At 64.2% G+C, this 24,978-nt stretch carries 26 protein-coding genes; 13 read left to right on the forward strand and 13 right to left on the reverse strand.

Annotated features, from left to right (window positions below):
- Window position 1: 1 nt before the first annotated feature.
- Complete coding sequence (locus tag BMW89_RS13405; protein ID WP_092026969.1) at window positions 2-304, forward strand: hypothetical protein; 303 nt, start codon at window positions 2-4, stop codon at window positions 302-304.
- The gene (locus BMW89_RS13410) at window positions 301-732 is read left to right on the forward strand and encodes a type II toxin-antitoxin system VapC family toxin (RefSeq protein WP_092026971.1); all 432 of its coding nucleotides are present in this window, start codon (window positions 301-303) and stop codon (window positions 730-732) included. Before BMW89_RS13405 ends, BMW89_RS13410 begins: the two co-directional genes overlap by 4 nt.
- Window positions 733-793: 61 nt before the next feature.
- Here BMW89_RS13410 and hemA read toward each other — a convergent pair whose 3' ends face one another.
- The 5 genes from hemA to BMW89_RS13435 all read right to left on the reverse strand — a co-directional run bounded on the left by hemA (window position 794) and on the right by BMW89_RS13435 (window position 7,033).
- Window positions 794-2,023, reverse strand: coding sequence for a 5-aminolevulinate synthase (hemA, locus tag BMW89_RS13415; protein WP_092026973.1), 1,230 nt, complete (start codon window positions 2,021-2,023; stop codon window positions 794-796).
- A gap of 236 nt (window positions 2,024-2,259) precedes the next feature.
- The gene (locus BMW89_RS13420) at window positions 2,260-3,321 is read right to left on the reverse strand and encodes an MBL fold metallo-hydrolase (RefSeq protein WP_092026975.1); all 1,062 of its coding nucleotides are present in this window, start codon (window positions 3,319-3,321) and stop codon (window positions 2,260-2,262) included.
- A gap of 124 nt (window positions 3,322-3,445) precedes the next feature.
- Window positions 3,446-5,596, reverse strand: coding sequence for a methyl-accepting chemotaxis protein (locus tag BMW89_RS13425; protein WP_092026977.1), 2,151 nt, complete (start codon window positions 5,594-5,596; stop codon window positions 3,446-3,448).
- Window positions 5,597-5,763: 167 nt separating this feature from the next.
- Complete coding sequence (locus BMW89_RS13430; RefSeq protein ID WP_092026979.1) at window positions 5,764-6,489, reverse strand: outer membrane protein; 726 nt, start codon at window positions 6,487-6,489, stop codon at window positions 5,764-5,766.
- A 223-nt stretch (window positions 6,490-6,712) separates the two neighbouring features.
- Entirely contained in the window at window positions 6,713-7,033 is a 321-nt protein-coding gene (locus BMW89_RS13435; protein ID WP_092026982.1) for a hypothetical protein, read from the reverse strand.
- A gap of 190 nt (window positions 7,034-7,223) precedes the next feature.
- On the opposite strand from BMW89_RS13435, the gene BMW89_RS13440 reads away from it, so the two are divergent.
- Window positions 7,224-7,514, forward strand: coding sequence for a hypothetical protein (locus tag BMW89_RS13440; RefSeq protein WP_092026983.1), 291 nt, complete (start codon window positions 7,224-7,226; stop codon window positions 7,512-7,514).
- A gap of 125 nt (window positions 7,515-7,639) precedes the next feature.
- On the opposite strand, the gene BMW89_RS13445 is transcribed toward BMW89_RS13440, so the two are convergent.
- Both BMW89_RS13445 and BMW89_RS37885 read right to left on the reverse strand, forming a co-directional pair.
- Window positions 7,640-7,849, reverse strand: coding sequence for a hypothetical protein (locus tag BMW89_RS13445; protein ID WP_092026985.1), 210 nt, complete (start codon window positions 7,847-7,849; stop codon window positions 7,640-7,642).
- The gene (locus tag BMW89_RS37885) at window positions 7,846-8,019 is read right to left on the reverse strand and encodes a hypothetical protein (RefSeq protein ID WP_177196032.1); all 174 of its coding nucleotides are present in this window, start codon (window positions 8,017-8,019) and stop codon (window positions 7,846-7,848) included. The genes BMW89_RS13445 and BMW89_RS37885 overlap by 4 nt, the downstream gene beginning before the upstream one ends.
- Before the next feature lie 389 nt (window positions 8,020-8,408).
- Between BMW89_RS37885 and BMW89_RS38365 the strand changes: the two genes are divergently transcribed.
- Window positions 8,409-8,678, forward strand: a complete 270-nt coding sequence (locus BMW89_RS38365; protein WP_092026987.1) for a hypothetical protein — start codon at window positions 8,409-8,411, stop codon at window positions 8,676-8,678.
- Window positions 8,679-8,696: 18 nt separating this feature from the next.
- Here BMW89_RS38365 and BMW89_RS13455 read toward each other — a convergent pair whose 3' ends face one another.
- The 4 genes from BMW89_RS13455 to BMW89_RS13470 all read right to left on the reverse strand — a co-directional run bounded on the left by BMW89_RS13455 (window position 8,697) and on the right by BMW89_RS13470 (window position 13,753).
- On the reverse strand, window positions 8,697-10,316 hold the full coding sequence (locus BMW89_RS13455; protein ID WP_092027324.1) for an ABC transporter ATP-binding protein: 1,620 nt from the start codon (window positions 10,314-10,316) through the stop codon (window positions 8,697-8,699).
- 2 nt (window positions 10,317-10,318) lie between these two features.
- Entirely contained in the window at window positions 10,319-11,158 is an 840-nt protein-coding gene (locus tag BMW89_RS13460; protein WP_092026989.1) for an ABC transporter permease, read from the reverse strand.
- Window positions 11,155-12,126, reverse strand: coding sequence for an ABC transporter permease (locus tag BMW89_RS13465; protein ID WP_092026991.1), 972 nt, complete (start codon window positions 12,124-12,126; stop codon window positions 11,155-11,157). Before BMW89_RS13465 ends, BMW89_RS13460 begins: the two co-directional genes overlap by 4 nt.
- 76 nt (window positions 12,127-12,202) lie before the next feature.
- On the reverse strand, window positions 12,203-13,753 hold the full coding sequence (locus BMW89_RS13470) for an ABC transporter substrate-binding protein (RefSeq protein WP_092026993.1): 1,551 nt from the start codon (window positions 13,751-13,753) through the stop codon (window positions 12,203-12,205).
- Between the two features lie 215 nt (window positions 13,754-13,968).
- On the opposite strand from BMW89_RS13470, the gene BMW89_RS13475 reads away from it, so the two are divergent.
- The 4 genes from BMW89_RS13475 (at window position 13,969) to irr (ending at window position 16,803) form a co-directional block, all read left to right on the forward strand.
- The gene (locus BMW89_RS13475) at window positions 13,969-14,592 is read left to right on the forward strand and encodes a TetR/AcrR family transcriptional regulator (RefSeq protein WP_092026995.1); all 624 of its coding nucleotides are present in this window, start codon (window positions 13,969-13,971) and stop codon (window positions 14,590-14,592) included.
- Between the two features lie 283 nt (window positions 14,593-14,875).
- Window positions 14,876-15,538, forward strand: a complete 663-nt coding sequence (locus tag BMW89_RS13480; RefSeq protein ID WP_092026997.1) for a DUF3313 domain-containing protein — start codon at window positions 14,876-14,878, stop codon at window positions 15,536-15,538.
- A 32-nt stretch (window positions 15,539-15,570) separates the two neighbouring features.
- The gene (locus tag BMW89_RS13485; RefSeq protein WP_092027326.1) at window positions 15,571-16,140 is read left to right on the forward strand and encodes a DUF2147 domain-containing protein; all 570 of its coding nucleotides are present in this window, start codon (window positions 15,571-15,573) and stop codon (window positions 16,138-16,140) included.
- A gap of 186 nt (window positions 16,141-16,326) precedes the next feature.
- A complete protein-coding gene (irr, locus tag BMW89_RS13490; protein ID WP_092027328.1) occupies window positions 16,327-16,803 on the forward strand; it encodes a Fur family transcriptional regulator Irr in 477 nt (158 codons plus the stop codon).
- A gap of 97 nt (window positions 16,804-16,900) precedes the next feature.
- On the opposite strand, the gene BMW89_RS13495 is transcribed toward irr, so the two are convergent.
- Window positions 16,901-18,451, reverse strand: coding sequence for a winged helix-turn-helix domain-containing tetratricopeptide repeat protein (locus BMW89_RS13495; RefSeq protein WP_092026999.1), 1,551 nt, complete (start codon window positions 18,449-18,451; stop codon window positions 16,901-16,903).
- Window positions 18,452-18,584: 133 nt separating this feature from the next.
- On the opposite strand from BMW89_RS13495, the gene mddA reads away from it, so the two are divergent.
- Window positions 18,585-19,373: a methanethiol S-methyltransferase gene (gene mddA / locus BMW89_RS13500; protein WP_092027001.1), complete on the forward strand. Its 789-nt coding sequence runs from the start codon at window positions 18,585-18,587 to the stop codon at window positions 19,371-19,373.
- Window positions 19,374-19,583: 210 nt separating this feature from the next.
- Window positions 19,584-20,006 carry a GFA family protein gene (locus BMW89_RS13505; RefSeq protein ID WP_092027003.1) on the forward strand — a complete coding sequence of 141 codons (423 nt, stop codon included), beginning with the start codon at window positions 19,584-19,586 and terminating at the stop codon, window positions 20,004-20,006.
- Between the two features lie 172 nt (window positions 20,007-20,178).
- On the opposite strand, the gene BMW89_RS13510 is transcribed toward BMW89_RS13505, so the two are convergent.
- Complete coding sequence (locus BMW89_RS13510; RefSeq protein WP_092027005.1) at window positions 20,179-21,738, reverse strand: winged helix-turn-helix domain-containing protein; 1,560 nt, start codon at window positions 21,736-21,738, stop codon at window positions 20,179-20,181.
- Between BMW89_RS13510 and BMW89_RS37890 the strand changes: the two genes are divergently transcribed.
- The 3 genes from BMW89_RS37890 (at window position 21,631) to BMW89_RS13520 (ending at window position 24,804) form a co-directional block, all read left to right on the forward strand.
- Window positions 21,631-21,852: a hypothetical protein gene (locus tag BMW89_RS37890; RefSeq protein ID WP_177195995.1), complete on the forward strand. Its 222-nt coding sequence runs from the start codon at window positions 21,631-21,633 to the stop codon at window positions 21,850-21,852. The two genes, BMW89_RS13510 and BMW89_RS37890, sit on opposite strands and share 108 nt — an antisense overlap.
- A 203-nt stretch (window positions 21,853-22,055) precedes the next feature.
- Window positions 22,056-23,417 (forward strand): 3-carboxy-cis,cis-muconate cycloisomerase, encoded by a 1,362-nt coding sequence (gene pcaB / locus BMW89_RS13515; RefSeq protein ID WP_092027007.1) that lies wholly within the window; start codon window positions 22,056-22,058, stop codon window positions 23,415-23,417.
- A 130-nt stretch (window positions 23,418-23,547) separates the two neighbouring features.
- Window positions 23,548-24,804 carry an aminopeptidase gene (locus BMW89_RS13520; protein WP_092027008.1) on the forward strand — a complete coding sequence of 419 codons (1,257 nt, stop codon included), beginning with the start codon at window positions 23,548-23,550 and terminating at the stop codon, window positions 24,802-24,804.
- Window positions 24,805-24,978 lie beyond the last annotated feature (174 nt).

Below are 24,978 nucleotides of genomic sequence, written 5' to 3' on the forward strand. Positions count from 1 at the left end.
GATGGGCAGCAAGTCTCAGAAGCGCGCGATTAAGAGCTATCGGTCTCGTTTGCGCACGCGAGGAATGGCCCGGTTCGAAGTCCTCGGTCTCGACGGCGACCGTGACCTGATCCGGTCGGTCGCGCGGCGTCTGGCGGAAGACGGGCCGGAAGCGTCGCGGCTCCGGGCCGCGGTCAGCCAGACAATGTCCGGTGAGCCGCCGCGGAAGGGCGGCATTCTCCGGGCACTTCGACGTTCGCCTCTTGTCGGCGCCGAACTCGCACCTGTCCGTCAGTTTGAACCCGGGCGTAAGATCGAACTGTGAGCCGCTATCTGCTCGACACCAATATCATCAGTAACGTCACCAAGCCGGTGCCTTCGGACGCGCTGCTGGCGTGGATGGGAGAGCAGGTCGACGAGGACCTGTTCATTGCCTCGCTCACGTTGGCCGAAATTCGCCGCGGTATCCTGGAAATGCCTGCGGGCCGCAAGCGTGAGCGGCTCGACGCCTGGTTTTCAGGGCCGGAAGGCCCCTCATTGCTTTTCCTTGGTCGCGTGCTGCCATTTGATGAGAAGGCGGGGCTGATATGGGCTCGCCTGATGGCTGAGGGAACGGCGCAGGGAAGACCCCGTAGCGCCCTCGACATGATGATTGCTGCGGTTGCGGAGGTTCACGGCTGTATCGTCGTCACCGACAACGTGAAGGATTTTGCCCGTATTGAGATCTTCAATCCGCTCCGGAATGCAGGATGATTGACCGTCCCCGTCAACCGAATTCGATATCTCCCCGCGAGCCGGGAGATGCGAAGAAATCCTACTCCGCCGCCAGCGACTTCTGTCGCAGTGGCAGGCCGAGACGGTCCCACACCTGCAACAGCGCTTCGGCGAGCTGATCGATCAGGCCGTCGTCGTGATAGGGCGAGGGCGTGATGCGCAGGCGTTCGGTGCCCTTGGCCACGGTCGGATAGTTGATCGGCTGAATGTAGATGCCGTGCTCTTCGAGCAGCATATCCGAGGCCTGCTTGCACTTCTCGGCATTACCGATGAACAGCGGCACGATGTGGGTCTCGTTCGACATCACCGGGAGGCCGGCGGCATTGAGGATCGCCTTGACCCTGGCGGCGCGGTCCTGGTGGCGCTCGCGCTCCCAGCTCGAGGTCTTCAGATGCTTGATCGCGGCGGTCGCGGCCGAGCAGATCGCCGGCGGCAGCGCGGTGGTGAAGATGAAGCCCGGCGCATAGGAGCGAACCGCGTCGATGATCTGGCCGTTGGCGGCGATGTAGCCGCCGAGGCAGCCGAATGCTTTCGCCAGCGTGCCTTCGAGAATGTCGATGCGATGCATGACGCCGTCACGCTCAGCAATGCCGCCGCCGCGCGGGCCGTACATGCCGACGGCATGGACCTCGTCGACATAAGTCATCGCGCCATACTTCTCGGCGAGATCGCAAATCTTGGCGAGCGGAGCGACGTCGCCGTCCATGGAATAGAGGCTCTCGCAGGCGATCAGCTTCGGCCGGTTCGGGCCGGCAGCCTTCAACAGCGCTTCCAGGTCGGCGAGATCGTTGTGGCGGAACACTTGCCGTTCGCAGCCGGACTGGCGGATGCCCTCGATCATCGAATTGTGGTTGAGCTCGTCCGACAGGATCAGGCAATTCGGAATGAGCTTTGCGATGGTCGCGATGCCGGTCTGGTTCGAGACATAGCCCGAGGTGAACAGCAGCGAGGCTTCCTTGCCGTGGAGGTCGGCGAGCTCGGCCTCGAGCTGCACCAGCGGATGATGCGTGCCGGCAATGTTGCGGGTGCCGCCTGCGCCGGTGCCGACGCGGGTTGCGGTCTCGACCATGGCGCCGACCACTTTCGGGTGCTGGCCCATGCCGAGATAATCGTTGGAGCACCAGATCACGACGTCGCGCTTGCCCTTGGGCGAGTGCCAGAGCGCATGCGGGAACCGGCCGGCGATGCGTTCGAGGTCGGCGAACACGCGGTAGCGCCGCTCGGTGTGGAGGCGATCGAGGGCGGAATTGAAGAACTGGCTGTAATCCATCGTCAAACCTGCAACGGAACTGACCAAAGGGCCGCATCTTCTTAGAGCTTTTCCAGCTCTAATGTCTATGCGCTATCCCACATTTGGACCTGCGGGGCATTTGGGCAAAATGCCCTATCGTGCGAATTGAAACTTGATCCCGATCAAGTTCGCGCGAGGTAAGATGCTGCTCTGCAACATCCGCTGAGGGGCCGCGTCGGCCTCTGCCCGTAAGCGAGGCGAGGCGAAGACGAACCTCAACTCGTCCTGAACTGAAGCACGCCGTCCTTGGTCTCGGCCGTCAGCCGGCCCTCGACGATCATGTAGTTGACGTGGGCGACCAGTTCGCCGGCGGCAAAGCCCATCTGGTGTTCGTCGAGCACGTGCTTGTTGAACACGACAGGCACCAATGCGCGCGAGGTCTGCGGCTCTTCGCGGCAGGCTTCCGCGATCAGGCGGCAGCGCTCCTCGTGGTGGTCGGCGAGCTGCTTGATGCGGGTCTTGAGCCCATAGAACGGCACGCCGTGGCCGGGCAGAACGAGGAGATCATAGGGCAGGGTGGTGGTGAGGCTCGCAAGCGAAGCCAGATATTCGCCGAGCGAATTCTGGTCGGGCTCGACCGCCCACACGCTGACGTTCGGCGAGATCTTGCTCAGCACCTGGTCGGCGGAGAGGAACAGCTTGTCGTCGGCGCAATACAGCATCACCTGGTCGAGCGCGTGGCCGCCGCCGGTGATCACCTTGAAGCGGCGCGTGCCGATCACGACCTCGTCGCCATGCGAGATGCGGTGGTAGGACGGCGGCAGCACCGACACCTGCTTGAGATAATCCTGGCCGCGGCCGAGCAGTTTTTCGGTGAGCGACTCGTCCATGCCGTGACGCCGGAAGAACAGCCGCTGTGCGTTGCGACGTTCCTCAGTGCCGCGATTCTGGTGATAGACTGATTGCAGATATTCGACCTGCGACATCACCAGCGGGCAGTTGAAGCGCTCGACGATCCAGCCGGCAAGACCGACATGATCGGGGTGCGAGTGCGTGACGATCAGGCGCGTGATGTTGACGCCCTTCAGCGGCCCCTCGAACAGTTTTGTCCAGGCCTCGATCGTCTCCTCATTGCCGAAGCCGGCGTCGACCATCGCGTAGCCGTCGCCGTCGGCGAGCAGATAGATGTTCACGTGGTTGAGGCGGAACGGCAATTTCAGCCGCGCCCACAACACGCCGGGGCGCACCTCGACGATCTCTTCGGGGCCGGGATGCTGGTCCCAGGGGTAGCGCAGGGCCTCGGCGGAGGACTGCACGGTGTCGGTTTTTGCGTTCATGTGACCGGCTTAAACCCACAGGCTGCGGCGCGCCAGCCGAAAAAGGACGGGCCGTGGTCTCCGCATGGCCGTCATACCGGGGCGTTTTTTCCGTAGCCCGGATGGAGCCAACTGACCGGCGTCCTTACGCCGCCCGCATGTTGTTGAGGAACGCGTCGATCTCCCCGCGCAGCATCTCGGCTTCGCGGCGGAGCGCGTCGGAGGCGCCGAGCACTTCGCTCGCCGCTGCGCCGGCTTCGGCCGAGGCCGTGGAGACGCCGACGATGTTGCTGGAGACCTCGCTGGTGCCGCCGGCCGCGTGCTGGATGTTGCGGGCGATCTCGCGGGTCGCCGCGCCCTGCTCCTCGACCGCGGCGGCGATCGTCGTCGTCACGTTGTCGATCTCGCCGATGATGCGGCCGATGCCCTGGATGGCGCCGACGGCGGAGGTCGTGACCGACTGCATGCTGGCGATCTGGGCGCGGATCTCTTCGGTCGCTTTCGCGGTCTGGCTCGCGAGGCTCTTCACCTCGGAGGCGACCACCGCAAAACCGCGGCCGGCTTCGCCCGCGCGCGCCGCCTCGATGGTGGCGTTGAGCGCGAGCAAATTGGTCTGCGACGCAATCGTCTGGATCAGGTCAACGACGACGCTGATGCGGCTGGCACTGTCGGCGAGGCTCTGCACCGTGGTGTCGGTGGCGCCGGCCTCATCGACCGCCTTTTTGGCGATCGCGGCCGAGGTGACGACTTGCTTGCTGATCTCTTCGATCGAGGACGACAGCTGCTCGGTGCCCGATGACACGGTCTGCACGTTGACCGAGGTCTCCTCGGCGGCGGAGGCGACCGCGTTCACCAGCGCGTTGGACTGGTCTGCGGTGGTCGACATGCTCTGCGCCGTCGACTGCATCGAATTGGCCGATTGCGCGAGATTGTCGAGCGCGTTGCGCACGGTGCCCTCGAACTCGGCAATCCTCGCCTCCATGCGCGCGGCCCGCTCGGCCTTGGAGGCGCGGTCCTTGTCCTGCTCGCTCGACATGGCACGGGACTCGATCATGCTCTCGCGGAACACTTGCAGCGTGTTCGCCATCACCGAGATCTCGTCATTGTGGTTCTTGGAGCGGTAGATCTCGGTTTCGAGGTCGCCGTTCGCCAGCAGCTGCATCGACTGCTGCAGCGCGCCGATCCGGCGCAGGATGTTGCGGCCGACATAGAGCCAGACGAACAGCGCCGAGCCGACCAGCATCAGCGCGCCCAGCGCCAGCATCGCGGTCGTCGCGAGCGAGATCTCCTGACGCGCCTGGAAGGTCGACGCATTGGTCTCCTTCTGCACGCCGTCGACGAGCTGCTGCACGCTGATGCCGAGCCCGACATTGAGCTTGCGGGTCTCGTCCAGGATGGTCTGGCCGTAGTCGAGGGCGTCGAGCTCCTTCTGGCGGATCTTGAACACGCCGGTCTTGCCCTCGCCGAAGGCGAACAGCTTTTGCACGGCGTCGCGCATCGCCTGCATCGAGGGCACCTTCGGCAGGTCCTCGAGGTTCGACTTGACGCGGTCGCGCGTCGCCTTGAATTCCTTCTCGATCACTTCCAGCGTGTCGCTGTTGTTGGCCGAGAGCGCCGCCATCATGTCGGCCGCCATCAGATTGCCGTTGGCCGAGATCGTCGAGATCTGGGCGACGGTGCGGGCAGCTTCAGTGGCATCGTCCGCGGACACGTCCGCTGCGCCCAGGATCGCGTTCAGGCGCGTCTGCGCATCCAGCATCGCTGGACCCGCGGCGCCGACGAAGGCGAGCTGGGCCTTGCGCAGCGCTTCATATTGCTTGTCGTGCAGCGCGCCGGTTTCGAGCCGTTCGCGTGCCGCCGAGACCAGGCTCTGGGTGGCTTCGTCGATGCTCTTGGCGGTGTCGCGCAGCGCGGTCGCGATCTGCTTGTCGGCGCCGAGCTCGATGATCTCGCCGAGCTTGGCCATGGCGAGCTGCTGGATGTCCTTCACGCTCTTGGTGCGTTCGCTCAGCGCCTCTTCAGAGGGCGAAGCGAGGAGGCCCGGGCCCTGCGCTGCGAGTGTTGCGCTCTGCGAAGCGAGCTGAAGGCTGGCGGAGAGGCGCGGAATGTCGCGCCCGCTCAGATCCATCATGGTCGCGCCGAGGTGGTTGAACACGAAGCCGGCGCCGGCCGCGATGACGAGCCCCATGCCGGCGATCAATGCGAAGGCGGCGAACAGGCTGCCGCGCACGCCCCATCTCGGCATCTTGAAACGAGGCTTGAGACGACCAAGAAGGCCACCAAGACGGATCGCCATCGTAATTCCCCCACGCATGATCTTTATGTTTTCGCTGCGGAGTATCCTTGGTCCCGGTTAAAAAATCGCAAGTTGCACAATTGCTTGGCTAGTTCCGCAGAGCGAAAAAAGAAAGGGCCGGCAGAGGTGCCGGCCCTTGATGGCGAAAGAGGGTTTTGGAAGCGCGATCAGTAGCGCGCGACCGTCGAGTTGGCCCAGTTGAAGCGGTAGTTGACGCCGGCCTTGATGGTGTGGTCGTCGGTGGTGAAGTTGCCCGTGCCCGCCAGCGGACCGCCGGTGAAGTGCGCGTCGCCGAAATTGTAGTACTGGTACTCGGCCTTGGCCGACCAGTTCGGGGCGAACATGTATTCGACGCCGGCGCCGACAGTGTAGCCGTTGCGGTGATCGCCGGTGATGACGAAGGCGGTCGGCACGCCGCCGACAGTCACCTTCTCGTTGTTGTCCGAATAGGCGTAGCCGCCCTTCACATAGAGCAGGCCCGGCCCCCAGGTGTAGCCGACGCGGCCGGTGATCGAGCCGAGGCCACGCTGGTCGTTGGTGTAGGCCACGCCGCCCGGGAACACCGCGCCAACGCTGCCGGAGAGCCAGGAATACTGGGCTTCGGCGCCGACCAGGAAATTCGGGTGGAACTGCCAGTCAGCACCGGCCTGCAAGCCGCCGAGGAAACGGCCGTTGCCGTTGTTGCCGGTGGAGAGGCCGCTGAAATTGTTGTCGCTGGAGAACGCGCCGCCGAGATGCGCACCGATGTAGAAACCGGTCCAGTTGTAGATCGGCGCGGCATAGGCCGGCGCGGGCGCCTTGTAGTAGTTGCGGTTGCCGAGATCGGCACCGATCGCCGGTGCGGCAGCGCCCGCCACGAGCAGCGCAACGGTCGCGAACAGAATCTTCTTCATGGTCTTGAACTCCAACACTTAGGTCCCCGGCAGGCGCGCTTTCCGCGCCGCGTTGGTTTTGCAGATAGCTCGCTTTTGACGAAAATGCTGTCACATCCGTGGCACAGCAGCAGCCAACCTAACTTATTGGGCTGTAAATGATTTTCGTACTTAATGGCGGCTTAAGAAGTGGTGAAGGAAGGCTTAATCGCGCGCGCCTCGGGTAACTTCCGCGCGCATCTCATTAACCAAGACGCCGCAGCGCTTCGTCGCGCATCTGTTCGCGGAAGGCCGCACGTTTTGCCGGACGATCTTCCTGGCGCACATCGTGACGATCGAAGACGTCGAACTTCTCCATGATCGGATAGCGTTCGCTCGCCATCGCGAGCACGCGCAGCACCTTGGTCGCAGATGGCGACGGACCGCTCACCTCCCAGCGCCGGATGGTGTCGGCGCCGCCCTTCTCCGGCAATCCGCACAGCCTCGCCATGTCGGCCGCGGTGAGCTTGCGCCCGAGGGCATCGGAGAGGTCGTTGCGGAGCTGCTTCAGTTCGGGGCCGGTCATGCTGTGCGCGTCCAGGGAAGTCACGGAAGGCAATGCACTAGCGCTGATTCGGGTCCATCCGAAGGCCGGGAGCGCGCGCTCCAATGGCGGCACCTTCGCGCGCGCACGGAGTTATGAACAGGAGGCCTATGGAAATCTGCCGATCAAGCAACAGATGCCACAACGGGAGCCGCTAGCTAAGGGATCAGACATGACAACCTTGAAACTCGCCATTGGCGCACTCATCACTGCTGGACTGCTTGCTGCGCCGTTCGCGGCTGAAGCGAAGAAGTACCGATCGAGCAGACATTATTACAACACGAGCGCGGTGGCGCCGGCCTATGGCGGTGCCGGTGTGTTGGCAGCGCAGCCCAGGGCCTCTTACGGCTCGTCCGGGCAGACGGTCGGGACGGTTACGGCGCCGTCGGTCGGAACGTACAATTGGCCGTCGGTCGGCGTGACCAATTCGGTCCCGACCTGGAGCAATACCAACCCGCGGTGAGCAACCGTTGCGGCCAGCCGTCAGCGGCAAGAACGAGTCAGGTGACCAGCATCCGCCGACATCCCGAGTTAGCGATGCCGTCTCGGATCAAGCGGACAGTGCCGCACGGATCAATGGCCTTTGGCTCAGGCGCCCCGGCCGGTCCGGTGGCCGGACGCGCATCGCCATCCTGCCAGCCGTTCGGCCGGATGCTGGTTCATCCATTCGGCGAGCTGCGGCGCGCCCATCAGGCAGGACTGCATGGAGACGTCAGCGAAGTCCGACGTGGTAACGATCTGCTCGTGACAATTCCCTGGAGAGGCGAGGCTGCAGAGCACAGCGATGATCTCGATCACGCCAAATTCCCCACGTCGCCCCCGGCCGCGCGTCCGAGCGTGGCCTTGTCCTCCTGCTCGCCGGCCGGGTCAGCCGGCGGGAAGATGCTGTCATAAATCGCGCGCGCCTCCTGAATGAGGCGAATTCGCTCGCGCTCGGATTTCGAGACAAACTGAATAACTTGGCCCATGGCGGTCTCCAAACAGATCCAAATCCATCATCAGATGATAGAGATCATTCTATGAGGATGTAGGCGACGGACTTCGGATACACAGCTGTGATGGCGGTCACGAGGGGATAAAAAGCCCGTGACCGTGCGATTGCGGAAGCGGAACCAGATACCGAGCCGACGTGCTGATTTTAGCCTGTCGGCGGGCGCTGCTTGCCGGGTTGAGCGCAGCGAACGCGTCGTTCTTCCGGAGTCGTTCGTCGAGGCATCGTGATGGCGTGCAAGTCCGCAGCACGATCGTGTCGCGGCACATATTAGCCGGGGCGGAGTTGTAGGATTGCTCGGCGGACAGTGGTTCGACTAGGCGAACGCCTGACGCAAATGAGAGACCGCGCCTGAAAGGATCAGCCATGACAAGAACGAGACGCTTCGTTGCCGCATTTATCGCTTTCGGATTTGCGGCATCGCCGCTCGCTGCAAGCGCGCAGACCTCCGCAACGGGCGCACAAACCAGCACGAACAGCACCCCGGGAGCGCCAGTCCAGCAAGGCACGATTGGAAGCTCCGGGCAAAGGGTCGGGACTGTGACGGCGCCGTCGGTCGGAACGTCCACCCAGCCCTCGGTCGGCGTGACCAACTCTGTCCCCACCTGGAATAACACCAACCCGCGGACGAAGTAGACACCGCGCTCGGCTCCCTCACGCCGCGGGCGCGCGTTCCTTGCGCCCCGGCACCGCCGCAAGCAACTCGCGCGTGTAGGCGTGCTCCGGCGCGGCGAACAGCTGCGCGGTCGGCTTCAGCTCGACGATGGCGCCGCGCTGCATCACCGCGATGCGGTCGCAGATTTGAGCTGCGACGCGCAGATCGTGGGTGATGAAGAGCATCGAGAGGCCGAGGCGCGCCTTGAGGTCTTCGAGCAGTCGTAGCACCTGGGCTTGCACGGAGACGTCGAGCGCGGAGACGGCCTCGTCGGCGACGATGATTTCGGGTTCGAGTGCGAGCGCGCGCGCGATGCCGATGCGCTGGCGCTGGCCGCCGGAGAATTCGTGCGGATAGCGCTCCAGCGCGCCGGCATCGAGGCCGACCATTTTGAGGAGATCGCGGGCGCGGTCGAATGCGACCTTCGGTGTGGTGCCGGCCGCAATCGGGCCGTCGGCGATGATGTGGCCGACCTTGCGGCGCGGATTGAGCGAGGCGAACGGATCCTGAAAAATCATCTGGATGCGATGGCGCTCGGCGCGCAGCGCCTTGCCCGAAAGTGAGGTGAGGTCGGTGTCGCCGATCCGCACCGTACCGCGGTCGGCCTCGATCAGCCGCATCACCAGCCGCGCCACCGACGATTTGCCGGAGCCGGACTCGCCGACGAGGCCGAGCGTCTCGCCCTTGAGGATATTGAAATTGACCGCGCGTGCGGCATCGACGCGGCGGTCCTCGCGAAACCAGCCGCCCGAGGTGACGTAGGTCTTGTCGAGCCCGATCACCTCGACGGCCCTGGCCTGATCGTCGAGCGGCTCGCGCGCCGGCGGGTTCATCGAGGGCACGGCGGCGAGCAGCGCCTTGGTGTAGTCGTGTTGCGGCGCGTTGAAGACGTTTGCGGCGGGGCCTTCCTCGACGACCTTGCCGTGGCGGAGCACCACGACCTGGTCGGCGATATCGGCGACCACGCCAAAGTCATGGGTGATGAACATCACCGCCATGTTGCGGTTACGCTGGAGGTTGCGGATCAGCTTGAGGATCTGCGCCTGCGTGGTGACGTCGAGCGCGGTGGTCGGCTCGTCCGCGACCAGCACCGCCGGTTCGAGCGCAAGCGCCATCGCGATCATGGCGCGCTGGCGCTGGCCGCCGGAGAGTTGGTGCGGATAGGCGCGCACGATTCGTTCAGGGTCGGGCAGGCCGACCTCGCGCGCCAGCGACAGCGCTCTCGCGCGCCGCTCCCTTGGCGTGAGCAGGCCGTGCGCCTCGAACATCTCCGCCATCTGCTCGCCGATCCGCATCAACGGATTGAGCGCGGTCATCGGCTCCTGAAAGATCATCGCGAGGCGGCGGCCGCGCAGATCGCGCCAGCTGTCGTCATCCAGCTTGAGCAGGTCGCGTCCCTCGAACTGGATCTCGCCTGACGTGACCGACACCGTGTCCGGCAACAGGCCCATCAACGCATGCGCGCACATCGACTTGCCGGAACCGGACTCGCCGACGACGCAGACGATCTTGCCGGGCCGCAAATCGAGCGAGATGCCGTCGACGGCGAAGGGACGCTCGGCACCCTCAGGCAGGGCGATCCGCAGATTCCTGATGGAGACGGCGGGCGGTGCGGTCATCATCAGCGGCCCTCCCGCGACAGCCGCGGATTGAGCGCGTCGTTGAGGCCTTCACCGATTAGGTTCAGGCCGAGCACCGAGATCAGGATGGCGACGCCGGGAAACACGGTGATCCACCAGGCCTGGCGGATCACGGTGCGGCCGGCGCCGACCATGTAGCCCCAGGAGATCAGATTGGGATCGCCGAGGCCGAGGAAGGCCAGCGAGGATTCCAGCAGGATCGCGGTTGCCACCATCAGCGAGGCCAGCACGATCACCGGCGACAGCGCATTGGGCAGAATCTCGCGCAGGATGATCCAGGTGTTGCTCTGGCCCGTAACGACGGCGGCCTGGACGTATTCGCGCGTGCGCAGCGACAGCACCTCGCCGCGGACGAGGCGGGCGACCGGCGGCCAGCTCACCACCGCGATCGAGGCCACGATCGAATAGATCGAGGGCTGGAGGATCGCGACCAGCACGATCGCAAGCGCAAAGCTCGGAATGGTCTGGAAGAATTCCGTGAAGCGCATCAAGGCATCGTCAGTCTTGCCGCCGAAATAGCCGGCCATGGCGCCGATGGGAACGCCGACGACCAGAGCGACCAGCGTCGAGACGAGGCCGACCAGCAACGAGACGCGGGCACCAAAGATCAGGCCGGCGAACACGTCGCGGCCGAGTGCGTCGGTGCCGAGCGGCACGGTCGAGAGCGTGAACGGCGGCAGGAACGGCCGCTGCACCATGCGCCAGGGCGAATTCGGAAACAGCATCGGTCCGAACACCGCGACCCCGATCGCGAGAACCAGGATGATGAGCCCGATGACGCCGCTCGGGCTCCTCAGCATCGATTTCCAGAACTGTTTCATGAGGCGAATTCGATGCGCGGGTCGACCAGGCGATAGACGAGGTCAGTGATAAGATTGAAGATCAGGACCATGATCGAGCAGGTCACGAAGACGCCGAGCAGCAGATTGTAGTCACGCTGGAGCAGCGCGTCGTACATCAGGCGCCCGATGCCGGGCCAGGCGAACACGGTCTCGGTGATGACCGCGCCGCCGATCAGCGTGCCGGCATGCACGCCGGCGAGCGTCACCACCGGCAGCAGCGCGTTGCGCAGCACGTGGCGGCGCTGGATCACGGCATCGCTAAGGCCTTTGGCGCGTGCGGTCTTGACGAAGTCGAGGCGCTTCACCTCCAGCATCGAGGCGCGCGTCATGCGGGTATAGGTCGCCATGAAAAACAGACCGAGCGTCATCGCCGGCATGATCAGGTGCGCGCCGACGTCGACAGCGTGGGCAAGGCCGGTGAGGTTGGCGCCGACCGTCTCGTAGCCGAAGCTCGGCAGCCAATCCATGGTGACCGAGAACAGCAGGATGCCCATCAGCGCCACCCAGAAGATCGGCATGGCGTAGAAGATCAGCGCGAACACGGTGATGGCCGTGTCGAGAAACGTTCCGGCAAAGCGCGCAGCGAAGGTGCCGAAGAGAACGCCGAGGATGAGCGAGATCGCGAAGGCCGTCAGCGTCAGCAGCAGCGTCGCCGGCAGCCGCTCGCCGATCAGCTTCGCGACCGGCGCCTGCTGGCGGAACGAGAAGCCGAGGTCGAGGGTGACGATGCCCTTGACGTAGATGAAGAGCTGCTCGGGCAGCGGCTTGTCGAGGCCGAATTTTTCCCGGAGCTGCTGGACGAAGACCTGGTCACTGGCGCCCGCCTCGCCCGCCATCACGGCCGCGGGGTCGCCGGGCGCAAGCCGGATCAGGAAGAAATTGAGGACGACGATCGCAAGCAGGACGATCACGCCCTTCACGATACGCTGGGCGACGAAGGAGAGCATCAGGAAGCCATAGCAGAGAGATCAGGCACGGTGCGACACCGCGGCAGGTCGTTGCCGCGGTGTCGCATGCGTCTCGTTACTTGTCGAGCCATGCGTCCTTGAAGCCGTCATTGACCCCGATCCCCGTGGTGATCAGGTTCTTGACCTTGCAGCGCATGATGGTCGGGAATTGCAGCTCGAGCATCCAGGCCACCGGCACGTCCTCGACCAGGATTTTTTGCGCCTTCTCGTAGATCTCCTTGCGCTTCGAGTCCGGCGTGGCGACCGCGCCGTCGGCGAACAGCTTGTCGATCTCCGGGTTCGAGTAACCCTCGACGTTGTTGAATACCTGGCCCTTGGCAATGGCGCTGGAGACGTAGTTGCGGCCGACGCCGAGCGCGGGATCGCCATACTGGTAGAGATAGGTGAAGGCGATGTCGTAGTCCCAATCACCGATCTTCTGGTTGCCGCCGGCGACGTCGGTGGCGATGGTCTCGATGTTCATGCCGACATCCATGAGGTTCTGCTTCACGGCTTCACCCCAGCGCTGCCAGGTCTCGCCATAGGCGAGCGGCAGCAGGCGGATCTTCTCGCCCTTGTAGCCGGCTTCCTTCAGCAGCGCCTTGGCCTTGGCGGGATCGTAAGGGTACTTCGGCACGTCGCCGGTGTAGTACTTGATGGTCGAGGCGGATGGACCCGTGGCAACCTTGCCAAGCCCGTTCCAGATCACGTCCTTGGCGAAGTCGCGGTCGATCGCATACATGATCGCCTGCCGCACCCGCTTGTCGGCGAGCGGGCCCTGGCGGTTGTTCAGCCACAGCCAGGCCAGCGGCGAGAAGAACTCCCAGCCGGCGCCGGAGACGCAGGTGTCCTTGAGCTTGGACAGGCGCGGCACGTCAAAGTTCTCGACCGAGCCGCCGGGCAGCACGTCGACCTTGCCGGTCTCATAAGCCACCGAGCGCGCGGCGGCGTCGGGGATGATCTGCCAGTAGATCTCGTCGATATAGGGCTTGCCCTTCTCGTAATAGTTCGGGTTCTTGACTAGGCGGATGAACGAGCCCTTCTGCCATTCCTTGAACATGAAAGGGCCGGTGCCGACAGGCGCGTTGTTGTAAGCGTTGGTCTTCCAGTCGGTGCCTTCATAGAGATGCTTCGGCACCATCGGCATCGAGCCGACTTCGAAGATGCCGAGGAACGGGCCGAACGGCTGCTTCAGCGTGAACACGACGGTGTAGTCGTCGGGCGCCTCGACCTTGTCGACCTGTGCGAGGTTGTTGCGGGCACGCGCATGCGTCTGCTTCAGCATCTCGATCGAGAACAGCACGTCCGCGGCGGTGAAGGGCTTGCCGTCATGCCAGGTGACGCCCTTCCTGAGCTTGAAAGTGTAGGTTTTTGCGTCCTCGCTGACGCTCCAGCTCTCGGCGAGCTCCGGCAGCGGCTCGAGCTTGGGGCTGTAGCGCAGCAGGCCCTCGAAAATGTTGCCCGACACCATCTGGGTCGGACCGTTCTGGATCATCGCAAGCATCAGGCCGGGCGGCTCGGGCTGGATCACGGCGTTGATCACGCCCCCCGTCTTCGGCTCTTGCGCCAGTGCCGGGGCCGTGAGGCCGCAAGCCAGGACGAGACCAAGCAACACTCGTTTTAACATGTCGTATCTTTCTCAAGCGAGACCAGCCGTAACCGCTTCGCACGTCATGGCGCGCAAAGCTACGGCCGGCCCATCCCAGTCCCCATCCGGTATCGAGGCTCACATAGTCCCGTTCGGCGCCGCAAGATGAAAGTCTCGACAGTGTTCGCACAAAAAATGTACAGCGCGTCCTGTTTTCACTTGATTCATTGACCCGTCACGGAGACAAGTCGGCCATGGATAATGCCACACGCTCGGAACGATCCCGCAACGCTGCGCTCGACGCGGCCATCGCGATCGTCGCGCGTGACGGGCCCGGCCGGCTGACGCTGGACGCGATCGCGCGCGAGAGCGGCCTGAGCAAGGGCGGCGTCATGCACCAGTTCCGCACCAAGGAGGCGGTGCTGAAGGCGCTCCTGGAGCGGCAGATGCTGCATTTCGAGCAGTTCTCGACGCCGTATCGCGCCAAAGCGCGCGCGGAATCCGAAAACCCCGAACTCGCCACCGAGATCGCCACGGTGCGGGAAGCCGCCAACACGCCGAATTCCGCAGCGCTCGCGCTGCTCGCGGCGATGGTCGAGAATCCGGACCTGATGGCGCTGCCGCGTGCGAGCGATGAGAAGACGATCGCAGCGATCAGGGCCGAAGCCACTGACCCGGATCTGGCAATGCTGCGCTGGGCGGCTGCGCGAGGTCTCCTCCTCGGCGAGCTGTTCGGCATGTCGCCGCTTCCCAAGGTGGAGCGCGAGCGCCTGTTCGCGCGCCTGCTCGACGACAGCCAGTGGAGGGCGCTGGAAAAGCCGGCCAAGCGGCGTGCCGCCGCGGCGTCCAAGAGCACCACGGCACGCAAGCGCGCCTGATTCACCGTTAACGAAATCCGACCATTAACTGTACAAAGCTGCGCCTGCGGCCAAATGCGTCAGGCCGCCGTTTCGGCACTTTACAAACCGCCCGGTCGGTTTTATAAATGGAAACACTGAGACGGCCCGAGCTTCTGACATGGCCCCGGACGAAGCCATGGGCCGGCAATGGTGAGCGCCGCAGTCACGTGTGGTCCCGTACGTGGCTGCGGTTCCCATAGCTTTTCCCATAAAGGCCTTTCCTGACATTGGCCTTTCCTAAAAGCCGCAAGAGGAGTCTGGAATGGATCGCTCGATCGCGCTGCGCGGTCTGGGAACGCTGGTGATTTGCGCGGCCATCGCCGGCTGCGCCTCGGTCGCGCCCGTGCCTTATTCGGGGATGGCGTCCTCGGCCTACATGGCCCCGGACAAGTCGGACACCTCCGGCCGCGTGCCCTACCGTTACTCCACGCAGGTTGACTGGCGCACGTATGACAAAATGATCCTCGATCCCGTCGTGGTCTACCGCGGCAAGGATCATCAGTTCGGTGACATGTCCGACAAGGACAAGGCGACGCTGGCCGCCTACATGCAGAACTGCTTCGCCGACCGGCTGCGCGGCCGCTTCGCGCTGGTGCGCGAGCGCGGGCCGAACACGCTGCGGATCAGGCTGACGCTCACCGGCGCCGTCACCAATACACCGGTGCTCGGGACGCTCTCGCGCTTCGACATGGCCGGCGCGGTTTACAACGGCGTGCAGGCCGCGCGCGACGGCGAGGGGACGCTGACCGGCTCGGTCGTCTACGGCGTCGAGATCTTCGACGCCACGACTACGCGGCTGCTCTCTGCCTACGTCACCAAGCAATACCCTGGCGCCTACGACATCAAGGCGACCGCCGGCGCGCTCGCGGCCTCCACGGCCGGCCTCGACAAGGGCGCCGACGCGCTGATGGCGCAATTGAACTGACGCCGCAACCCACCCAACCAAAGGTGCCGCTGATGAACATTCTGCTTCGCTTCGTGCTGCGCGTCGCGATCACCGTCGTGATGATGGTTTTGGGCGGCCGCGCCGGTGCCGTCGCGCCGACCGATCCCAGCGGCACGTGGCTGGTCGAGGACGGCCGCGCGCGCATCCGGCTCGAGCGTTGCGGTCCGTCGCGCGACCGCATCTGCGGCTTCATCGTCTGGATGAAGGAGCCGGTCGACAAGCGCGGCCAGCCCTATCGCGACAAGGAAAATGCCGATCCCGACAAGCGCGCCCGCGCGCTGCTCGGTCATCAGTTGATCATGGGTTTGCAGGCGACGCCCGAGGGACGGTTTGCCGGCGATATCTATAATGCCGAGGATGGCAAGTTCTACTCGGTCTCGATCTGGCGCGACTCCGCCGACCGCCTCAAGCTCAAGGGTTGCCTCATAAGATTCCTGTGCCAGACCCAGACTTGGCAGCAGACCCTCGACGCGTTGCCCGGCCAGCTCGTCGGCCTCACCGGCGATCTCAACGGTCCCCGCGCCGACAAGGAATGGGCGGCGGTGCCGGCGCCGAAGGCGACGCTGGTGAAAGCGAAGTAGGGGCGTCACATTGCGGCCGCTTGCCCGGCTTGCAATGCGTCGGGCGCCGTCGCCACAAATTCCGTCGCTGCGCGCGCAATGACGGCGTGGAAACAGTCGCACGCCAAATTTGATCCGGATCAAAGCCGAGTTACCATTTCTGCGATCCGATGGCGGGACCCCTGTCAACCGCGAGACGCAGTGGCGATGGACGTTCTCTCCAACCTTCACGAAGCCGATTCAGACGAAATCGCCGTGCCGGCCGAAGACGAGGCGGCGATGCGTTGCGTGCAATTGCTATCCGACGCGGGCCTGAGGCCCACGCGCCATCGTCTGGCGCTCGGGCAAATGCTGCTGCAGGGCGATCACCGCCACGTCACCGCGGAAAGTCTCTATGACGAGGCGATGGCCGCCAATTTGCGCCTGTCGCTCGCGACCGTCTACAACACGCTGAATCAGTTCACCGAGGCCGGCCTGTTGCGCCGGATCGCGGCCGATGGGGTCAAATCGTTCTTCGACACCGACACCTCCGTCCACCCGCATTTTTATATGGAAGGCGAGGACGTGCTGGTCGACGTCGCCGGCGGGCTCGCCTTCAGCAAGGTGCCGGAAGCGCTTCCTGGCCACGAGATCGCGCGGCTCGACGTCATCGTCCATCTGCGCCGGAAGCGCGTGTCGTCCTAAAGCGCGACGAGATTGGGATGGATCGTCATCGCGCTTTAGGTTGTCGGATGCGCATGGTCTTTTCGGAAAACCGCTTCGCACTTTTCCGGATCATGCTTTAGCGCAGCCCGGCCCGGCGGAATCCCTCCAGATAGTGCTCGCGATCGGCGTCACTGGCCCATGGCAGCTGCGTCGCGATCCAGTGCAGCGAGATATTGGGCTGGGTCCGGCGGAGCTCGCCCAGCGCCATCTCTGCAAGCATCCCGTCGCCGGTCATGCCGGCGGACACCGCGAGCACGCGATAGGCGCCGGTGAGGTCGCCGCGGTGGCGGATCGCCTCGCGTGCGAGCGTGATGGCCTCGTCATAGTGCCGTTCGGTGAAGCGCGCATAGCCGGCGATGCCGTAATAGATCGCCAGCGACGGATCGCGCGGTGAAAGCCGGATTGCCCTCTGTGCCGCGTCGAACGATTCCCGTGACCGCCCGGCGTAGGACAGCGCCAGCGCGTAATAACCCTGCGCCAGCGAGAAGTTCGGATTGAGTGCGAGCGCCTGCTCGAACTCGGACAGCGCGTCGGAAAGCCTGCGTGTCGAGAAGAAGACGCTGCCGAGGGCTGCGTGCGCCCAGGCATCCTCGTGGTCGTGGCGCACCGCGGCAAGGGCTGCGGCCTCCGCGATCGGCGCCGTCGTCGCAAGTTCCGCCCAGCCGAGATGCACGCCGAACATGTGGCTGGCCGCGAGCACCGACAGCGCCTGGCCGTAATTCGAATCGATGGCGATGGCGCGTTCGAGCAAGGCCTGCGCGGCTTCGTGGTCCTGCCGCGTCACCCGCCAGTAATGCGACAGCGCGCGCATCAAGAGGTCCCAGGCATCCAGGCTCGCCGGAGGCTTGCGGTCGGCGCGAAAATTCTCCGCGGCATGGATCTGCGGCTCGATTGCAGCGACGATCGCGTTGGTGATGTCGTCCTGCACGGCGAAGACGTCGATCAGCTCGCGGTCGTAGCGCTCGGCCCAGAGATGGCTGCCGGTGGTCGCATCGTTGAGCTGAGCGGTGATGCGCACCCGGTTGTCCACCTTGCGCACGCTGCCTTCGACGATGTAACGAACACCGAGTTCCTCGGCGATCTGCCTGATGTGAACCGCGCGTCCCTTGTAGGTGAAGGACGAGTTGCGGGCGATCACCATGAACCAGCGCTGCTTCGACAGCGCGGTGAGGATGTCCTCGCTGATCCCGTCGCCGAAATATTCCTGCGCGGGATCGCCGCTCATGTTCTCGAAGGCGAGCACGGCGATCGCCGGGCGGTCCGTCACCGCGCGCGCCAGGGCAGGGCTGGGGTCCGCCGGCGCAAGCGGTGTTGCCACATCTTCCCGGACGTCACCGACGAAACGAAAGCCCTTGCGCGGGATGGTTTTGATCAGCCGCTGCGTCGCGCCGTTGTCGCCGAGCGCTTTTCGTGCGGCGTTGATCCGGCTGTTCAGCGCGGAATCCGAGACGATGCGGTCGCTCCAGATCTGGCTGATCAGGTCATCCTTGCTGACCACACGGGCGCGCTGCGCGACGAGGTAAAGCAGCAGGTCGAACACCTGCGGCTGTAGCGGCACGGCGGAGCCGCCGCAGGTGAGCTCCCGCAGGTCGCCATCGAGCACGTTGTTTTCAAAGAGAAATCGCACGTTTCTGTCGTCTCAAGCAAAAATCAAAGTCGTCTCAGGCGAAAATCAACCGTCCGCGAAAGTCAGGGGACGTCCGATCCGGCATGGTGGGAAGACCAAACGGTGTCGATGCCTCGGCACAACGGAGTAGTCCATGTCCCAATTTGATCAACAGGTTCATTCCATCGGCCCGGAGGTTGCGGGCTCTCGCATTTTCAAGTTCATCGCCTTTCTGTACGGAATTGCGGCGTATCTCGTGTTTTTCGTCACTATTCTCTACGCCATCGGCTTCGTCATGGGGCTGGTGGTGCCGAAGACCATCGACACCGGAACTGACACGCCGACGGCCGAGGCCGTCATCATCAATCTTCTGCTAATGGCGCTATTTGCCGTTCAACACAGCGTGATGGCGCGACAGCAGTTCAAGGCGTGGTGGACGCAATTCGTCCCCAAGCCGGTCGAGCGCTCAACCTACGTGCTGTTCGCGAGCCTGTCATTGCTGCTCCTGTTCTGGCAGTGGCGTCCGCTGCCGTCAGTCGTATGGGATGTCGGAAATCCGGATCTCGCCGTGACGCTGGTCACGCTGTCGCTCGCAGGCTGGGTGCTGGTGTTCACCTCGACCTTCATCATCAATCACTTCGAGCTGTTCGGTTTGCACCAGGTGACCAACAATCTCGTCGGCAAGGAGGCCGCGCCACCGCGCTTCAAGACACCGCTGCTCTACAAATTCGTTCGTCATCCGATTTATCTCGGCTTCATCATCGCGTTCTGGGCGGCGCCGGTCATGACGGCAGGACATCTGTTGTTCGCGGCCGTGACCACGCTCTACATCTTCGTCGGCATCGCGCTGGAGGAGCACGATCTCGTCGATCTCTTCGGCGACGAATACCGGCAGTACAAACAACGAGTGTCGATGCTTATTCCCTGGCGTCGGTCAGTTTAGTTCGTGCGTCTTGCTGTCGCGTCCGCCGAAAGGAGGACGCGCGGCGGAACCTGGACGCGTAACTGATCTTGCCGGACTTCAGCCATCAACATTCCTCGGGGTAGAGTCCCCCTCACCCCGACGCCTCTCCCCGCATCCGCGTTTGCCGAGTTATCGGCGAACACAGGAGCGGGGAGAGGAATTTCAACCTTCATCAACGGAGACGACCAAATGAAACATGTCGGACACTGCTTCTGTGGCGCTGTCACGATCGAGGTTACGGGCGAGCCGGCGGCGATGGGCTATTGCCATTGCCGCTCCTGCCGCTCCTGGTCGGGCGGACCGGTGAACGCCTTCAGCCTGTGGAAGCCCGAAGCCGTGCGCATCACCGAGGGCGCGCAGAACGTCGAGACCTTCGCCAAGACGCCGCTCAGCCAGCGCAAATATTGCAAGAAGTGCGGCGGTCATCTCATGACCAACCATCCGCCGCTCGATCTGATCGACGTCTTCACCGCCACCATTCCCACGCTCGCATTCACGCCCGGCGTCCACGTCAATTATTCCGAGACGGTGCTGCCGATGCGCGATGGCCTGCCCAAGCTGAAGGATTTCCCCGCCGAGTTCGGCGGCAGCGGCGAGATGATGCAGGAGTAGGGTGTTTTTCCTTCTCCCCTTGCGGGAGAATGTGGCGCGAAGCGCCGGATAAGGGGTTCTCTCCACTCGCCAAACTGCACGCGAAGATAGATACCCCTCACCCGGCTTCGACGCTTCGCATCGAATCCACCCTCTCCCGCAAGGGGAGAGGGTGCGCCGTCGATGTGGCGCGCTACCTCATCCCCGCGCGCCGAAAACCTTCCAGATAATGCTCGCGATCCTCGGCCCGCAGCATCGGCAGCTCGCGGGTGAGCCAGGCGAGCGAGAGGCCGGGCTGGGTGCGGTGCAGGCCTTGCAGGGCGGACATCGCGAGTTGAGCATCACCCAGCATGCCGGCGGCAGCGGTCAGCACGCGATGGGCGCCGACGAAATCGGCGCGTTGCCGCATCGATTCCCGCGCCAGCTGGATCGAGGCCTCGTAATTGCGGCCGATGAACTGGGCATAGGCCGCCACGCCGCAATAGATCGCCGCGAGCGGATCGCGGGGGCTCAGCCGCAGCGCACGGCGCGCGGCGGCATCGCCGTCCTGCCATCTGCCTGCGTAGCACAGCGTCACGCCGTAAAAGGCGTGCGCCATCGCAAAATTCGGATTGAGCCTCAAGGTCAGCTCGAACTCCGCCAGCGAGTCGTCGAAGCGGCGGCGAAAGAGATAAGTATAGGCGAGGCCGTGATGGGCCCAGGCGTCCTCGCTATCGGCCTCCACCGCCGCAAGTGCCGCGCGTTCGGCGACCGGCACGGTCGCAGCCATGTCGGCCCAGCCCATATGTGCACCGAAAATATGACTGGTCGCGAGCAGGCCGAGCGCCTTGCCATAGGTGGGGTCGATCGTCGTCGCCTGTTCCAGTAGCCCTTGCGCGGCGGCGTTGTCCTCGCGCGTGATGCGCCAGTAATGCGACAGCGCGCGCATCACGAGGTCCCAGGCGTCGAGGCTGCCCGGCGGCTTCTGCTGGGCGCGAAAGCTCTCGGCGGCGTAGAGCTGCGGCTCGATCGCGGCGACGATCGCTTCCGTGATCTCGTCCTGCACGGCAAAGATGTCGGCAAGCTCGCGGTCGTAGCGCTCGGCCCAGAGATGGCTGCCGGTCGAGACGTCGTTGAGCTGCGCCGAGATGCGAACGCGATCCCCGCTCCGCCGCACGCTGCCTTCGAGCACGTAGCGTACGCCGAGCTCGCGCGCGACCTCGTGGATGTGCACCGCGCGGCCCTTGTAGACGAAGGAGGAGTTGCGCGCGACGACGAAGAACCAGCGCAGCTTCGACAGCGCGGTGATGATGTCCTCGCTGATGCCGTCGGAGAAATAATCCTGCTCGCGGTCGCCGCTCATATTGGTGAAGGGCAGCACGGCGATCGCGGGCCGGTCGGGCAGCGCGAGCATCGTCTGCGTCGCCTGCGCGCCGCGGCTTGGATCGGGCGCGATCGCGGCGAGCTTGGTCTCGACATCGCCGACGAAGCGAAAGCCCTTGCGCGCGATGGTGCGGATCAGCGCCTGGTTCGCGCCATTGTCGCCGATCGCCTTGCGCGCCGCGTTGATCCGACTGGTCAGGGTGGATTCGGAGACGCTGCGCCCGTGCCAGATCTTGTCGATCAGCTCGTCCTTGCTGACCACCCGGTCGCGGTTTTCCATGAGATGGACGACGAGGTCGAACACCTGCGGTTCCACGGAAACCGGAACCTGCTCGCGGCTGAGCTCGCGCCGGTCGGTGTCGAGAAGGTGATCCCGGAACAGAAACTGCACGTCGAAAACTCAGACCTCACGGCGACATCGGGCAATGATGAAATCGAAAATGGATTTCGCCTCGAAGTCTGTGAGTACGCCGATCGGTCGACCCGGTTCACCACGATCGCGTGATGGCAGGCATGCTGTTTTCGAGGGGGAATGCAACCTCGACGAGAATGTGGCGATTTAAGTCAGAATGCCGCGGCCCTTGTCATTCCGGGCTCGCGCTTCGCACGCCCCGGAATGACGGGAGTAGCGGGCTTTGTCCATTGCCGAACACGGTCGCCTGCGTAAGCTACGCCCCACACAAGAACACCAACCATAAAGAAACGCCCATGCCCGCTTTTCACGCCTCGACCACCGTGATCGACTCCATGCTGTTCCGCGATGCCTTCGGCACACCCGAGATGCGCGAGGTGTTTTCCGACGTCGGACTGGTCGGCCGTTATGCGGAGGTCGAGGTGGCACTGGCCAAGGCGGAGGCGACATGCGGCGTGATCCCGCGCGAGGCCGCCGACCAGATCGCGGCGCGGACCAATGCCGCGGCGTTCGATTTCGATCTGTTGCGGCAGGAGACCGACATCGTCGGCTATCCGATCCTGCCGCTTGTGCATCAGATGGTGAAGCAATGCGGCGAGGCCGGCCGCTACGTGCATTGGGGTGCGACCACGCAGGACATCATGGACACTGCCGTGGTGCTGCAATTGCGCGCCGCGCTCGAGATCGTCGCGCGCGACATCGCCGACTTGCGAAAAATTCTCGCAGACCTCTCCAAGCGCCATCGCGACACGCCGATGGCGGGGCGTACCCATCTTCAGCAGGCGCTGCCGGTCACCTTTGGCTACAAGACCGCGATCTGGCTCGCGATGTTCGACCGCCACGCCGAGCGTCTCGCGCAATTGAAGCCGCGCGTCCTGGTCGGGCAGTTCGCGGGCGCGGCCGGCACGCTGGCCTCGCTCGGCGACAAGGGCTTCGAGGTGCAGGAGGCGCTCTGCGCCGAGCTGAAGCTCGGCGTTCCCGCCTCGACCTGGCACGTCGCGCGCGACGGCTTCGCTGAAGCGGTAAACTTTCTTGCGCTCGTCACCGGTTCGCTCGGCAAGATCGCGCTCGACATCATGATCATGGCCTCGACCGAGTTCGCCGAGGTCTACGAGCCCTTCGTCAAGGGCCGCGGCGCCTCGTCGACCATGCCGCAGAAGCGCAACCCGATCTCCTCGGAACTGATGCTCGCGGCCTCAAAGGCGGTGCGTCAGCACGCCGGGCTGATGCTGGATGCCATGGTGCAGGATTTCGAGCGCGCCACCGGGCCCTGGCACGCCGAATGGATGGCAATCCCGGAAAGTTTCGTGCTGACTGCCGGCGCACTGCACCAGGCCAAGTTCGCGCTCGCGGGTCTCATCGTGGACGAGGCGAAGATGAACGACAATCTCGCCCTCAGCCGCGGCCTGATCGTGGCCGAAGCGGTCATGATGGGGCTGGCGCCGCAGATCGGGCGGCAGGAGGCGCATGATGTGGTCTATGACGCCTGCCGCCAGGCCAATGACAAGGGGATCAGCCTTGCCGATGCACTGTCCGCCGATCCCAGGGTATCCAGCCGCATCGACCGCGCCACAATCGAGGCGCTCACCTCACCGAAAAATTACCTCGGCCTTGCTCCCGCCATGGTCGACCGGGTGCTGAAATCGGCAACGCGTTGAAAACCAAGATGCCTGAAACTGCGTATCTTTCGTAAGCGCCAATCTTTCGCAGGGGCCAAGATGCTCGCATACTTGTGTCTCGCGATGCTAGACTTAGATTGAACGAGAGACTTTCGGCAGAGGACCCGGCATGACCGATCAACGCATCACCGCCACTCCCATCGATCCCGTGAAACTCGACCGGTTGGCCGAGGTGGCGGTGAAGGTGGGATTGGGCTTGCGGCCGGGACAGGATCTGCTCGTGACGGCGCCCGCGATCGCACTGCCGCTGGTACGCCGTATCGCCGCGCATGCCTACAAGGCCGGCGCCGGCATCGTGACGCCGATCCTCTCCGACGAGGAGATGACGCTGGCGCGCTACCGCCACGGCCACGATAGCAGTTTCGATCACGCCGCCAACTGGCTCTACGAGGGCATGGCGAAGGCGTTCTCGGACAACACCGCGCGGCTTGCCATCGTCGGTGACAATCCCATGCTGCTGTCGAACGAAGATCCGTCCAAGGTGGCGCGCGCCAGCAAGGCCAATTCCATGGCCTATCAGCCGGCGCTGGAGAAGATCGTCAATTTCGACATCAACTGGAACATCATCGCGTATCCCAGCCCGTCTTGGGCGAAGCAGGTCTTCCCGAACGATCCGGAAGACGTTGCCATCGGCAAGCTCGCGGACGCGATCTTCGCGGCGTCCCGCGTCGACCGCGACGACGCGATGGCCAATTGGGCGAGCCATAATGCGGTGCTGCGCGAGCGCACCAACTGGCTCAACGGCCAGCATTTCCGCGCGCTCCAGTACTCGGGACCGGGCACCGACCTTACCATCGGGCTTGCTGACGGCCACGAATGGGAAGGCGGCGCCTCGGTCTCAAAGAACGGCATCAGCTGCAACGCCAATATCCCGACCGAAGAAGTCTTCACCACGCCGCATTGCCGGCGGGTCTACGGCCATGTCGTGAGCTCGAAGCCGCTGTCTTATCAGGGCACGCTGATCGACAACATCGCGGTGCGTTTCGAGGACGGTAGAATCGTCGATGCCAAGGCCTCGCGCGGCGCGGAGGTGCTGAACAAGGTGCTCGACACCGATGAGGGCGCGCGGCGCCTTGGCGAAGTGGCGCTGGTGCCGCATTCCTCGCCGATCTCGCAGAGCGGGTTGTTGTTCTACAACACGCTGTTCGACGAGAACGCGGCGTCTCACATTGCGCTCGGGCAGTGCTATTCGAAGTGCTTCGTCAACGGTGCGCAGCTCACGCCGCAGCAGATCGCGGCGCAAGGCGGCAACCAGAGCCTGATCCATATCGACTGGATGATCGGCTCGGCCGAGACCGACATCGACGGCATTCTGGCCGACGGCAGCAAGGTGCCGGTGTTCCGCAAGGGCGAGTGGGCGAAGTAAGGCGTTTTGCTTGCGGTCCATCCTTCGAGACGCCCGCCGCTGGCGGGCTCCTCAGGATGAGGTCTCGTTTCGCGGCGAGATGTTAGACCCTCATGGTGAGGAGCGCCACCTTACGGCGCTCTAGCGGACGATGCTTCGCATCGCCGCGAGAACCATGAAGGCCGATCATATTCG

This window comes from Bradyrhizobium sp. OK095 (genome assembly GCF_900109945.1).
GTDB lineage: Bacteria > Pseudomonadota > Alphaproteobacteria > Rhizobiales > Xanthobacteraceae > Bradyrhizobium.